The organism is Candidatus Limimorpha sp. (genome assembly GCF_056203535.1).
The window spans coordinates 91,554-106,134 of sequence record NZ_JBADWU010000048.1; the positions used below are offsets into that span (position 1 = coordinate 91,554).

Annotated in this window: 11 protein-coding genes; 3 read left to right on the forward strand and 8 right to left on the reverse strand. The window is 39.5% G+C overall.

Annotated elements, in window-relative coordinates; translation table 11 throughout:
- The first annotated feature begins 290 nt into the window (after positions 1–290).
- Genes AC06MN_RS05705 through murB form a run of 3 tightly spaced genes read left to right on the forward strand, consistent with a single transcriptional unit; the run spans position 291 to position 6,624 of the window.
- Complete coding sequence (locus AC06MN_RS05705) at positions 291–5,279, forward strand: AAA domain-containing protein (protein WP_475671390.1); 4,989 nt, start codon at positions 291–293, stop codon at positions 5,277–5,279.
- A gap of 3 nt (positions 5,280–5,282) precedes the next feature.
- A complete protein-coding gene (locus tag AC06MN_RS05710) occupies positions 5,283–5,549 on the forward strand; it encodes a heavy metal-binding domain-containing protein (protein ID WP_475671391.1) in 267 nt (88 codons plus the stop codon).
- A 55-nt stretch (positions 5,550–5,604) separates the two neighbouring features.
- Complete coding sequence (gene murB / locus AC06MN_RS05715; protein ID WP_475671392.1) at positions 5,605–6,624, forward strand: UDP-N-acetylmuramate dehydrogenase; 1,020 nt, start codon at positions 5,605–5,607, stop codon at positions 6,622–6,624.
- Between the two features lie 123 nt (positions 6,625–6,747).
- Here murB and AC06MN_RS05720 read toward each other — a convergent pair whose 3' ends face one another.
- The 8 genes from AC06MN_RS05720 to AC06MN_RS05755 form a co-directional block, all read right to left on the reverse strand.
- Complete coding sequence (locus AC06MN_RS05720; RefSeq protein ID WP_475671393.1) at positions 6,748–7,659, reverse strand: dihydroorotate dehydrogenase; 912 nt, start codon at positions 7,657–7,659, stop codon at positions 6,748–6,750.
- A complete protein-coding gene (locus AC06MN_RS05725) occupies positions 7,653–8,414 on the reverse strand; it encodes a dihydroorotate dehydrogenase electron transfer subunit (RefSeq protein WP_475671394.1) in 762 nt (253 codons plus the stop codon). The genes AC06MN_RS05720 and AC06MN_RS05725 overlap by 7 nt, the downstream gene beginning before the upstream one ends.
- Before the next feature lie 16 nt (positions 8,415–8,430).
- Positions 8,431–8,787, reverse strand: coding sequence for a hypothetical protein (locus AC06MN_RS05730; protein ID WP_475671395.1), 357 nt, complete (start codon positions 8,785–8,787; stop codon positions 8,431–8,433).
- Positions 8,788–8,908: 121 nt separating this feature from the next.
- Complete coding sequence (locus tag AC06MN_RS05735; RefSeq protein ID WP_475671396.1) at positions 8,909–9,343, reverse strand: DUF5606 family protein; 435 nt, start codon at positions 9,341–9,343, stop codon at positions 8,909–8,911.
- Positions 9,344–9,462: 119 nt separating this feature from the next.
- Entirely contained in the window at positions 9,463–10,563 is a 1,101-nt protein-coding gene (locus AC06MN_RS05740; RefSeq protein WP_475671397.1) for a GmrSD restriction endonuclease domain-containing protein, read from the reverse strand.
- A gap of 17 nt (positions 10,564–10,580) precedes the next feature.
- The gene (locus tag AC06MN_RS05745) at positions 10,581–11,708 is read right to left on the reverse strand and encodes an adenine-specific methyltransferase EcoRI family protein (RefSeq protein ID WP_475671398.1); all 1,128 of its coding nucleotides are present in this window, start codon (positions 11,706–11,708) and stop codon (positions 10,581–10,583) included.
- 469 nt (positions 11,709–12,177) lie between these two features.
- Positions 12,178–12,666 (reverse strand): hypothetical protein, encoded by a 489-nt coding sequence (locus AC06MN_RS05750; RefSeq protein ID WP_475671399.1) that lies wholly within the window; start codon positions 12,664–12,666, stop codon positions 12,178–12,180.
- Positions 12,659–14,026, reverse strand: a complete 1,368-nt coding sequence (locus AC06MN_RS05755) for an AAA family ATPase (RefSeq protein ID WP_475671400.1) — start codon at positions 14,024–14,026, stop codon at positions 12,659–12,661. Before AC06MN_RS05755 ends, AC06MN_RS05750 begins: the two co-directional genes overlap by 8 nt.
- Between the last annotated feature and the right edge of the window lie 555 nt (positions 14,027–14,581).

The window sequence follows — 14,581 nt, forward strand, 5'->3', positions numbered from 1 at the left end:
TCAAAATGCAAACTACCTTTGAACAAGCACTTATGTATCAACAAAATAACAGCACCATGCAAAACCAATTTTCACTCAAAAAATATAACAGCTTCGGATTCGATGTCAAGGCAAAACATTTCGTTGAAATCAAGGGCATTACCATATTTTTTGTTTTCAATGAAATAGTTCTGTTTTTATGTCTGTGTTGAAGACTTTTTTGATACTTTTGCTCAACAAATAGCAGGTGGCTGCTGTTCCAAACATGGAATTAACGGATAATGAATTAATTGTATTACAAAAAGAAGACAATGCCCATTCCTATCAAAGATAAAGCTATCGCACTTTTTCAGTTCGTGAAAGGACTAAATGAGTTGAAACAGAAGATTGTGCAAAATGTTAGAGATTATTTGTGGTATCAACCATTGAATGATTTGCCCGAAGATCCTCAAAACATCAAAGTGAATTATAGAGATAGGGTTGAAAATGAAGATGCAACCGAATACAAATTCCTTCTTTCCGTCCACAAACCCGACTTCATTAAATGTCCACAACCAGACAGGAATGTTTTAGATTGGTTAAAACCTGGTTGGGACAAGTATGATAATGATGTGAACGTCTATAATATTCTTCCCAAAGATGAGATTAGGGCGAATGCCGGATTTTCTGTTGAGAAATTCTCTGATAATATCAATCGTGTAAATGGTTATAGAAATTGGCTCGAAAGGAGGAAAAAATGGTCGGAACGGGAAAAACTGACCCAAAGGACACAAAATTTATTTACCGACTTATATCATTTATATTTTGAACTTCAAAGGGAATCCGAAACGGAAGAAATTGTGGTGGCAAACGGATTTGTTAATTTTTCAAATAATTCTGAGATTAACCATCCTGTTCTTACTCGTCGAGTTAAATTGAGATTCGATCAATTAAAGAACACTATTTTTGTTGAAGATTTAGATGTCCCTACAGAGTTCTATTCTGCGCTTTTTAGCGAAAATGATAGTGTAAACAAAAGTGCCTTCGCTCAAATAAATACAGATTTAAGTTCCAATGATTATCATCCCCTTGACAGAAATGATACAGCTGTTTATTTAAAAGGTTTGATTCACCAATTATCTCCAAGAAGCACTTTTTCAAACGAAGGAATCCCACAAGATTGGAGTGAAACAAGCGAGTTACTGCTTTATTTGAACCCTTGCTTTATTGTTAGGAAAAGAATTGATGGTGCCTTGAAAGCCATTGAACTTATTCTTCAAAACATTGAAGAAACAGGATATGTTCCCCAACCTATCATCGATATCATTAATGGCAGTAACAGCAATAATCAAGACGATAGCGAAGAAGGAACATCTATTGAAGAAAATTTGGCTGCAGTTGGAGGCGAAAGTTCAGACATTCTTCTGTCGAAATCGGCGAACAGGGAACAACTGGAAATTGCGAAACGCATTGATAAGCATAATGCGGTTTTAGTACAAGGTCCTCCCGGCACAGGCAAAACTCATTCTATTGCTAATTTGCTTGGACATTTTTTGGCACAAGGAAAGAGCGTTTTGGTGACGAGTCACACATCAAAAGCATTAAATGTCTTAAAAGATAAGGTGAATAAAGAGATTCAGGATTTGTGCGTCTCTGCTCTGGATGATTCAAAAGCGGACATGGAAAAGTCTATCGGAAACATGATGGAATACCGGTCTCGACACACCCTTGAAAATGTGAAAAGAGAGGCACAAGAAATCGCCGAGAAAAGAAATGCAGTAATAAAAAGTCTGGCTGATGTCCGCAAGACGATTTATGAAAGAATAAACCAAGAAAACAAAAGCATAATCCTTAACGGTGAAGAATTTTCGCCTATTGATGCTGCAAAATTCATATCCGGAAACGCAAAAGATTGTTCCATTATTCCCGGCAATATAAAAAGTGGAGTTTCCCTGCCCCTATCTTTAGAACAGTTTTCCGCCCTGTATGCAAGTAATGAAACAATTAGCGTCGAAGAAGAAAAAGAATTAATAGCGAAATTGCCAAATCCAAACAATCTATTAAGTCCATCTTGTTTTAGAGAATCCATTGACACCCTCCAAACTCTAAGCAATAAAATAACTGAAATTTCTCAAAAAATCGGTTGGAAAATTACGACAAGCGATGCTGACATTAAAGTTCAAAGTAAAATAGGGAATTTCTCGCTTCACTATCCAAATGATATTGATATAAGGAATTTGAAAACTTATGCGTTGTCTTTTAACGATTTAGAGAAATGGATGATTTATGCCGCTGTTGATGGGAAAAACGAGCAACGCAAGGCGCGATGGAACACTTTGACAAATCAAATAAAAAAAACATGTGCGCTTGAAAATGATATCGCATCTGAACAATTCGGACATTCTTTGGCATTTAATAATGTTAATGATTATTCTTTACTGAAAACACAATTTGAATCCATTAGAGACAATTGTTTTACCAAGAGCGGATTACGAAAAGTTGCGTTTTTGTTTCACAAAGATTGGGAAAAAGTTTGGAATAGTGTCACTATTGATGGTCATAATGCTAAATCAAATGAAGAATGTGATTTAGTTATACATTCATCCGAATTGAATGAGAAGAGAAATGTATGTGCAAGGTATTGGGATGAATTGTTATCAAGGCATGGTGTAAAACGGTTTTCAGAATTGTCAGAAACTTGTCCCGAACAAGTTGCATCAAATTTCATTCCGTTGATCGAAAGATTTATTGATTGGTATCAAGTGGAATATGAGCCAATAATTCATAAACTAAATCATATCGGAATTGATCCCAAATTCATTTTTCAGTCTGACATCTTGGACAACGAAGTTGAGAAGACCGAAAAGACAATGACAGCAATTCAACAAGTCGTACCAATGTTATGTGATTTGATGCTGAACATCATGGAAAAAGCAAAGGTATTAGAAACAATGCAGCAAATGCGACATCGGCTGTTAATGGAAGGAACTGAGGCAAGCAAAACATGCTCCAATCTTGTTTGCGCTGTTGACATGAAGGACAGGGATTTGTATAAAGCTAATTATAAAGCATTGTGTGGAGTGTTTCCGAAATATGCCATTTTGCACAGAAGAAAGGAACTATTGGATATATTGGAGCAATCGGCTCCAGATTGGGCAAATGCCATTCGTCGTCGGGAAGGAATTCATGGACTTCCAAAAACTCCCAAAAACCTTGACAAAGCATGGAAATGGAAACAACTTTCACAATCCATTGGAAAAATTTTGGAGAAGCCATATCAGCAACTTATTTCTGACAGTAGTGATTTAAGTAAAGAATATAGGAAACTTACTTCAAAATATGCGGCTCTTCGGGCATGGGAACATTTGTTAGACAGACTTAATAAGAATTCAAGTTTGTGGACTTCTTTGGTAGGATGGGAACAAACGGTTCAAGGAATTGGCAAAGGAAGAAAAATGGGTTCAAAATACAGAACTGAGGCAAGAAAACTTATGGAGAAATGCCAAGAAGCGGTTCCATGTTGGATTATGCCAATCCATCGTGCTTTGGAAAGCCTTAATCCGAAGGAAAACCATTTTGATATAATCATTATTGATGAGGCAAGCCAATCAGATTTGTCATCATTGGCGGTTTTATATATGGGGAAAAAACTGATTATCGTTGGCGACGATGAGCAAGTGAGTCCGTCTGCGGTTGGAATAAAGATTGAACGGACAGAAGCATTGCTGTCAATCATAACGAATATTGTTCCAAATTCTCATTTATTTACTCCAGAAACATCAATTTATGATATTGCGAGAACAACATTCCAACCAGAGATGTTGTGCGAACATTTCCGTTCTGTTCCTGAAATCATCAATTTTAGCAACATGCTTTCGTATCACAATAAAATAAAGCCATTAAGGAGTTCAAAAGATAGTGTTTTGTTGCCTGCGGTTGTGCATTATCGCGTGAACGGATGTAAGAATTCGAGAAAAGAAAATGAAATTGAAGCACAAAGCATCGTGGCTCTGATGAAATCCTGCATGAAACAAAGTGAATATAAAGGAAAGACATTTGGTGTAATTTCCTTGCTCGGTGACGAACAAGTGAAGTGCATACAACGACTGATCGAGAAGGAAATAGATGCTGAAGATATTATTTCAAGAAAAATCCTCTGCGGAAATTCTGCAAATTTCCAAGGGGACGAGCGTGATGTTGTGTTTTTAAGTATGGTTGATAGTAATGATTCGGACACACCTTTGCCGCTTAGAGTATGTGATGATGCGAGAAAAGTTTATAAGAGACGGTATAATGTTGCAGCAAGTAGAGCAAAAGACCAATTGTGGGTTGTAACTTCACTGGATTCAGCCAACGATTTGAAATCTGGAGACATTAGGAAGCTCTTGTTGGATTATGCGAAAAATCCGAGTATTAACGAATTGAGAAACGAACAAATAGAGCATGATTCCGAATCTCCTTTTGAAGAGGCTGTTGCAAAAGCTTTGTCAAATAGGGGCTATCATATTGTACAGCAGTGGGAAGTTGGGGCATATCGTATTGATATGGTTGCTATATATCAAGGGAGATCCATTGCAATAGAATGCGATGGTGAACAATGGCATAGCACCGAATCACAAATTTATAGTGATATGGAACGGCAAACCATTCTTGAGCGTATTGGATGGAAGTTTATTCGTATTCGTGGAAGCGAATACTACATGAATCCCGACAAGGCAATAGAAACTGTTGTTAATAAACTTACCGGATTCGGGATTTTGCCAGAAAATTGCACGGAAGTAATTGAAGAAGACAGGGAAACTGAATTGCTTCGCCGAATAAAGCAAACTGCGGATTTTTCAACCATCGAAGAGCAGAGTGTTGATATTGATACAATTGCCCATGCGCTAATTGACAATAGTATGGGAGAAAAACCGAATATGGTTTTGTCTCCAATTAAAACAGAAGTGATTATTGAAGAGACAGAAGTTTCAAATAACTATGAAAATTCAGCCAAACATTCAGATAACAATAGCACGATTAAAACGGAAACAAAAGTTAAAAAATCAACTTCTGATTATACACTTGACTTGTTCGGCGACATAGATGTTAAACCGAAGCAATCTTCGAATACAACAGATATTATTTCGTTTCTTAAATCGCAAAACATTGATTATGTGGACAAACGGAACAACAATGGAAGTTTATGGCTCATAGGAGGAAGAGAATTAAAAGACATTGTTTACAAAATAAAAGTACATTTCAATATTGAATTCAGATATAGAGAAGGTGGCGGAAGAGCCACAAAAGGAAAAAATGCATGGTATTCTACAAAATGGTGAATTATGATACTGACAACTACACCTACGATTGAAGGAGAAAAGATCAAGACATATCTTGGCATTGTTGAAGCTGTTTTTGATGATGTCGTAGATATTGATTGGGATTATTCCTTGGAAGAATTGCTTGATGAATTAAAATATAAAGCAGAAGAAAAAGGAGCCGATGCTGTTGTGGGAATCCAATATAACTTACATTCTTTTGTAAAAGATAACGAAGGGAATTTGGGTGCTGTTATGTATGCGTATGGGACAGCGGTAAAGCTGTTATAGCCTTAATTCGGGATTTTTATCTAAAATGACATTAATTATACACAAAATCAAGGCAATGCAAAACCAATTTTCACTCAAAAAATATAACAGCTTCGGATTCGATGTCAAGGCAAGACATTTCGTTGAAATCCAGAACGTTTCCGACTTGGAAAAACTGATTAGCAGCGGCATTCTTGAGACCGAAAAGCATCTGATTCTCAGCGGAGGAAACAACGTGCTGTTTTGCGACGACTATTTTGACGGAACGGTCGTTTATATGAATATCAAAGGAATCGATTTTTTGACAGATTCGATGGACAGTAACATCGTGCGTGCATACGCCGGTGAAGATTGGCCTGATTTCGTGCAATTTACCGTTGAAAAAAATCTTCACGGATTGGAAAATCTCGCTCATATCCCAGGCAAGGTCGGGGCGGCGCCTGTGCAAAATATCGGAGCCTACGGTGCTGAACTGAAAGACTGTTTTTTGCAATGCGAAGCTATTTGTCTTGCCACTGGCGAACATCGGGTTTTCAAAAAAGACGAGAGCAAGTTTGCCTACCGCAACAGCATTTTCAAATCGGAACTGAAAGGGAAATATGTCATTATTTCCGTTGATTTTCTCCTGAAACGCGATGCTCAACTGAATTTGGAATACGGAAATATCAGAAATTATCTCACTGAAAACAAAATAGATACACCAACATTACAGCAACTTCATGACGCCATTTGCGCCATTCGTGATGCCAAATTACCTGATGTCAGGAAGATCGGCAATGCCGGCAGTTTCTTTAAGAATCCTGTCATTGAGAAAGCCCAATTCGAGACCTTGCAAAAAGCCTATCCCGATGCGCCACATTATGCCGAACCCGATGGAAAAGTGAAAGTCCCGGCGGGATGGCTCATTGAAAAGGCCGGTTGGAAAGGCTGGCGCGATGAACATGTCGGGGTTTACGAAAAGCAGGCATTGGTCTTGGTGCATTACGGCGGCGGGAAAGGCTACGACATCGTTGAATTGGCGAAAAAAATCATACAATCCGTCAAAGAGAAATTCGGGATTGAGATTTCACCTGAGGTGAATTTCATATCAAACTGAACACAAAAAAAACGAACACGGATTGCACGGATTCAACGGATTATGATTTTACATTCAAAACTTTTCCGTGTAAATCCGAAGAATCCGTGTTCAATTCAAAATCAGCGTTTTATCTGTGTTTTCTTATTCCAATGCGCCTTTCAAATCAATAGCATTCGCAAATCTATGGCGCTCGCAATATTCAGTGATGCCAGCAGCAACTTTTGCGGAAATAGCCGGATCAATGAAATTGGCGGTTCCGATTTCGATGGCCGATGCGCCTGCCAACATAAACTCCACGGCATCGGTGGCGTTTGAAATGCCACCCAAACCGACTACTGGAATCTTCACCGCTTTTGACACTTGCCAAACGCAACGCAAAGCCACCGGCTTGACGCAAGCACCCGACATACCGCCCGTCACCATGGAAAGTATCGGCTTGCGCTTTTCGGCATCAATAGCCATGCCTAACAAGGTGTTAATCAGCGAGACGGAATCAGCACCTGAGGCTTCGGCTGCCTGCGCAATTTCAGCGATATTGGTCACATTGGGCGACAATTTCACCATCAAATGTTTGTGATAGACCTTGCGTACTTCGGTAACGACCTGCGAGATGCCCGAACAAGTCACGCCGAAAGCCATGCCGCCTTGACGCACATTCGGACACGACACATTCAACTCGATGGCAGGAATATTATCCAACTCATTAATCATCTCAGCCGCCGTCACATAATCCTCTATGGTTGAGCCAGATAAATTCAAAATCACATTGGTGTCGAAATCCTTGATGCGCGGATAAATCGTGTTGATGAAATATTCCACGCCCTTGTTCTGCAAACCGACGCAATTCAACATGCCCGATGGTGTTTCGGCCATGCGCGGATAAGGATTGCCTTCGCGTGGATGCAAGGTCGTGCCTTTCACGATAATGCCGCCAAGTTGCGCCATATCAACGAAATCGGTGTATTCTTCGCCATAGCCGAAAGTGCCCGAAGCCGTCATCACAGGATTGCGGAGCACGAGGCCTTTGCCTAAATCTATCTTTGTGTTTACCATAACAACCTCCTTGTATTGAAAACCGGACCTTCCTTGCAGACGCAGGTGTTGCCTTCAACCGTCTTTTCGACGCAGCACAGGCAAGCACCCAAACCGCAAGCCATCATATTTTCAAGCGAGACCTCGCACCAAATGCCGTTTTCTTTCGTCACCGCGAAAACGGCTTTCATCATCGGTTTCGGGCCGCAGACATAAACCTTGTCGAAAGTCTTATCGCTCCAAATAGAATGTTGCGTCACGAAACCTTTCTCACCCATCGAGCCATCTTCGGTGGTTACGAAAATGGCACCCCAACGACGGTATTCGTCAAGGCGCATCAAGTTTTTTTCCGTCTTGCCGCCTAAAAGCAAAGCAGGTTCGAAACCTTTCATTTTCAACATCTTTGCAAAATACAGCATCGGGGCGATGCCCACGCCACCGCCAACAAGCAGCACTTCTTCGCCTTTTTCGGGATATGTGAAGCCGTTGCCCAAAGGCAAAACTAAATTCACGGTAGCACCTATCGGCAACATCGTCAGTGTTGTGCTGCCCTCACCCACCTTGGCCACCAACAATTCGATGCAACGGCTTTCTGCATCTACATCGTGAATGGAAATCGGGCGACGCAAGTAAGTCTTTGGAGAGCCGTCAACACGCACCTCCACAAATTGACCCGGTAAGATAGCTGGCAAATCGCTCTCCGACTGCAACTTCAGCCACGAAACATTGCCATAATCCTGTTTTTCAATGAGTTTAAAATCTAATATCTGTTTCATTTTATCTAAAGTAATATCAATCTAAGATACCGCAAACAATGAAAACCGCCACAAAGAAAACGACAATAAATCCGCAGAACAACTTCCACTTTTTTTCATCCTTTTCTTTCCCGTCAAGGGTTGAATAGCGTTTTGAACGCTCCACAACACGTCCGATGATTGCATAGACGAGAAGAGAGATGATGCCAAAAACGACAAAGCCAATCGCTCTCCGCCAGTCTATCGTCCGACCTTCAATCAAATCCATAATAGGCCAGACAACAGCCATGCTGAAAAATGCAATAAAAATCCATCTTATTCTATAAAATGCACTTCCTTTAGAAGACTCTTTCACCATCTTTTCAATGCGGTCTTCTTTTTCATCGTTTTCCATTGCTTGACAAATTAAAATTCGGGGACAAAGATAAGCAATAATCAAAAAAGCACAGTGGAATATGACAAAAAAGATGTCCCCAAACGAGAACATCTTTTTGTTAATGAAAGCGAATCAAATCTTACTCGGCTTTTTCTTCAGTTGCTTCTTCAGCTGGTTTTTCCTCTTCGGTGAAATCGAGTAAGTTCTTGTCCATCAGCATCTGATACCAGGCAAACACCTTTCTCATGTCGGAAGGATAAACGGCATCCTGGTCGTAATCAGGCATCACATCAAGGAACTTGGCTCTGAGTTCGTCATTCGAAGCCTTCTTGAAATCGAAATCGACTTTTTCACCCATTTTTTCATTGATCATCTTAAAGACTTCCTTCAGCGGACGGTCTTCATCGACTGAGAAAATGGAAATTTCTTCCAAGGAACTCATGCGGTCGCGAGCGAAAGCCGGAGTGCATTTGCCGTCAATAAGAGATTCAACAATAAGTCTTCCAATGGCCTGTGACTTAATCATATAAAGTCCTGGTTTGCCAGATATTGAAACGATTTTACTTAAATCCATGTCTTTTCAGTTTTACGTTTGTTTAAAAAATCGGGTGCAAAGATAGGGAAAAAGGCGAAAGAATGGGATGATTTGCGGAGAAAATGTGGAATTTTGAAATGGGAATAGCCTCAATCACTTCATTTCCCACTCTTTCGGCGGTTGCACTCGCAGCAAAGCATTTGACAGTTTTCGGCCACCGTGCGGCCGCCATCGCACCACGGCGTGATGTGGTCGGCCTCCATTTGCTCGATTTCAAAATGTTTGCCACAGACCTTGCAAATGCCTTGCTGCCTTTCGTACACCTCGCGTTTCGTGTTGTCGTCGAAGATGCGGATGCCTAAATGATGCTCATCGCCGTCGAGGACGTATGCGTAAATGCCTGGCTTTTTCTGCACATCACTGTCTTTCATTAGCGCAGCGACTTTCGTCTCCAAATCGTTTGCATCCAAGCTGTCATCTTTGTGTTTGTTGTAAAGTACGCCCCATGCCACGCCCTTCATTTCCTTGCGGTATTTCGGAAATTTCAGGTTGACCCAATTCAACACATTCTGGAAATACATCCACAATTCATCGGCATTCTTATCATGTTGGTGCTGAATCATATAGCCCGCAACATCGCCATTGTTAATCCATGAAAGCGCCGTTTCGAGATAATCCTGACGGATGCAGCTGCCATTCAGCAGTTTGTTGCCGATTTTATAAGCCACGCAATTTGTCTTGCTGAATTTCCTTTTCGCCTCGGTCACGAAAGGGCCAAAATAGTTGGCGTTCAACAGTTCCTGTTCCGTGAGCCTTTCGCCCGCAATGTTGATGGTGCGGAACCATTCCAGTTTTTCGCTCGCATCGCCCGTGCAGATATAAATCATGAGCTTGTAATCAAGGATTTTCTTCTGCTTGTCGCTCGGCAGATTGCTAAAGCCATACGGATTTTTGTCGCCATCGAAAACAACGGAGAAATTGCCTTCCAAATATTCACAAATCGACAGTGTACGCTGCTGACCGTCAATCACTTCAAACGTTCCATCTTCACGCTGCGCCCAATACATCACATTGAGCGGAAAGCCTTTCGACACGGTTTTTATGACCGCCGCCTGTTTGTCGGGCTTGTAAATGAATTCCCTTTGGTAAGGCGGACGGATGTCGAGTTTTCCGCCATAGCCCACCACGCCATCTTCATCGTTGTTCTCATAGCCATCAAACAACTCCCTGACCGTAATTTCGTGCAATTTGATTTCCATATCAATTGATTTTTAAGTTATTGTATTTTACGAATAAGAATACGGGCATACATAGTTTTCGGAACTCCATTAATAATAATAACAGCACGCGCATTCAAGTCATTTGCATTTGGATATTGCTCCGTAGTGTATTTGAATAGTTTATAAGGGTCATCATTGCGTTGAGTTATCCCTAAAATTTCAAACTGTTCAGGATTGTATTTATCCAAGAAAGAAATTGGCACTCCCATAATGCCGTCGTAATCAATAGGAATTTCAGCAACCTTATCTACATTGATGGCATCATAGTTATCATATTTCGGATAATTTTCTGGATCATAGAATTTGTATAAATCAATGTTTTCGTGACGTTTACTATGTTCAAGATTCGTAAACCAGCAAATATTCCCCAAATTCCGCCACAATTTCCCATTTTCATCAATAATATATCCATTGGAGCGCAATTTACTTCTATTTGTCTTATCGTAAAAATCAGGAATCTGATAGCTTTCGGGAACTTCAAACAAAGTGTGACCGCTTTTGAAACCAAGCCACAACTCATTGTCTTTTATCAGTTTAAAGATTTCCTTATAGGTGATGGCGTTTTGGTTTCCGACAATCAGGAACTGCTTTTTGTACGCGATGAGTTGCGCCACATACTCGCGAAAAAGCGAAAACGGCGGATTGGTGACAACAATGTCGGCCTCTTTCAGCAACTCGACACATTCCTCCGAGCGGAAATCGCCGTTACCATTCAACCGCGTCAACACGTTCTTGTCGTTCTTAATCAGCCATTCCACATCGCCCATGTTGACCGCGCCATCACCGTTGACATCGGTCACTTCGGTAATGACGATTTTGTGCGGAACGCAAGTCTTCGAAAGTTGCGATTGCTCCGAATCATTGTCGAACAGCGAAAGTTGCGTATCGCAGATGGGCGAACCATCGTAGCAAGTTGCAATCAGCTTTTTCAGTCCCAACTGATTGAAATTCATTGCGAAATACTTAAAGAAATTGCTTTCATACGGGTCATCGCAATTGCAGAACACCACCTTGTCGCGGAAATGCCGCTTGTAGTGCCGCAATTCGTTTTCGACATCCGACAACTGCGTGTAAAACTCATCCGCCTTGGCCTTTTTCGCCGCCTTCAAACTATTGTTTGCCATTTCGATTGATAGTTTTTGCATCACTATCAATCTCATTATCAGATAAAAGAAAGGTGCAGACCTTTCTATCTTGTCCACGGGGAGCCTCGCATGAACCCCGTTTTACCCTTAGATTAGCCCACACCTAAACGGTGCGAGCATCAACTTCATAGGGTAACACGAGCAATTTACAAGACAATCTCGTGGCATTTGCTTTATCCGACAATATCTAAATCATCAGTTTGCGAGGCTTTTGATTCGGACAAGAATAATAGCTAATGCGTTATTATTAAATATGTTACGTTATACTTTTATCTTCTTTTCTATTTGTTGTTTGTGATTTATCGTGTGCAAAGATAAGGTTTATATGAGAAAGGTGAGACGAAATAGCAGGGAAATATAAATGAGCGAATAGAATACAAGTAGGTCTTCTTATCGTCCAGACGGACTTTGTCTAAATATAAACATTTAGATATTAAACATTTAGTAACTATTTCAATTTTGATAATTGTTCTTGCATTTTAAGAGAACTCGACTTGAGGCGACTCCCTTCTTTTAGTAACTTTTTCAGTTTTGTTTCATTCGTACTACGAGTAGCAGGGACACGGCCTTTAGATAAAACAATCCGAGCAAACAAACTTTGCTCGCCAACACCTGATTTTTGGAAACATTCTATTGTTGAAACCAGTTGACCACAAGCATGATTATAATCACTTCCTTTCAATTCTACTAAAATCAGATTATTTTTCTCCGAATAAATACCATAATCACATTTTCCCATATCATTTTGCCGAATCAATCCTCCATCAATATGGTAAACAATCAATTCTTCCGTTGTATCATTTTCAAGGACATACGTTCTTCCGTTTTCCTTTAACGACACAATTTTCCTGCAATCATGTGATTCAATATATGAATTGTCGTGATAGTTTTGAAAAAAAGGAAAATCATCAGAAATCGAAATCTTCATATTACTCATCCTTGTTTTCCAAATTTAGCAATTTGTCAAATTGATCATTCAACACTTCCGAGACATTATCCATCTTCTCTGCTTTAATCATTTGCAAATCTTTATCAACAACATTTTCCACTCGGCCATTTCCAAGCATATATGACCTAACCTTTGAGGGGTTAAGCCATGATCTTTCTCCTATCAATTGCCTTACGGCTTCAGGATGCTTTTCCCCGACCAAATATGCATACATCAAATTATTTATTACTGACAGCACGTATGGACTATGAGTTGTAATAATCAACTGATTGTGTCCATTATGATTCAACATGACCGAAAGCAATTGCAAAAGATACATTTGTGATTCGGGATACAAATGAGCTTCCGGTTCTTCGATAATACGGAATACATTATTATCAGTATATATGGATAAAAATGAGTCTTGCAGAATACGGATTGATTCCTGCTGACCCGATGACGCATCTTTCAGATATACATATCGTTTCTCCTCATCATGCACAATAATTCGCTCGCCATATTCAGAACTTGAATAATTACCTTTCACCACTTTTTTCACCAAATCATAAGCACACTTCAATTCGGATTGCTTCTTATTTGGTGATAAGCTGATTATGCCTTCGAAATCACCAAGTTTATTAAACACTTGGCGCATTGAAGTTACTTTTTGCATAAAATCCAACATCAATTTTTCATCGATTGTTTGCTCCTTGATTTCAAAAGCACGCTTCCCTCTATTTTCAATATTTCTTTGAATATGAATCGATAACATTTTTTCAAATGTTTCACTATACCCGACCATTGCATTACGGCCTGCAATAATATAAAGCGAATCGTTATGTTCGTTACAGAAAATCGAATTAACCTTGTCAGCCATCTGATGAAGGCATTTTGTTCTACGTTCCTCCAAAGAAATCTTTTCCGCTATGTTTGATGCTTGAAGTATTTCTGCATTCAATTGAATAAGCAACGTTTTATAACCTTTCAGTCCTAAAACATCATCATTACTAAAGAAGCCATCACTCAGACGAACATTCAGTTTTTTCCTCTCATCAAGTGACAAGGAAATGCTTCGCTCCTCGTTATAGAAATAATTAATATCAAATTTCGGCAAATGAAATGTTGAGCCAAACAAATCATAAAATTTCTCGCGAATAGGCATTATGACATGATGTGTATAATCTATTTTCTTATTTTCAGACTGATAATAGCGCACCAAAAACTCATCACCTAATGACTTAAAGAAGTACACCAATTTAGCAATTGTACTTTTTCCACTTGCTTGTTCCCCAATCAGCACGACTAAAGGCGTCAATTCCAATTCAGCGTGTGATATCGGGCCAAAATTATCTATCACTATTTTTTGCATATACGATTCTTTTTTGCAAAATTACATTTTTTTACTTATGCAAGTATCGGTTTTAAAAACCATATCCTTTCCTTTTTTCGGACTTTCTCCATCATATTTTGTTATTGTAACGATTTCTTCTATCATTCCTTTAAAAACAACACTAAATATCATGTCTTATTCACAAACAAAACATTCATCATACAAAAATTTTCAATCATTTCCTCTCCACCCTCATTCCAACGAAGTCAGCATTGTTGAAAACAACGCAGTCAACAGAAACACAGCAACGACAAGTAAAAAATTCTTCATAGCAAAAGTCGTTTAATTATAATGTTGCAAAAATAATGTTTTTTCTCATTATTGGCGGTCAACACCCTTATTAATATGTATTTTCCGCCAACAAGTGTTTTTTTTCACTTTACAAATTCATTTCCCTTAATTCCGCACACCTGTAATAGATTAAAAGGAATAAAATCCTGAGCAACAAAAAGTTGCCCAGGACATTGCCATGTCAGGATTTTCACCTATCTTAGTGGTAGAAAACAAAACAAGCAAAAGACTGACAGACATGGC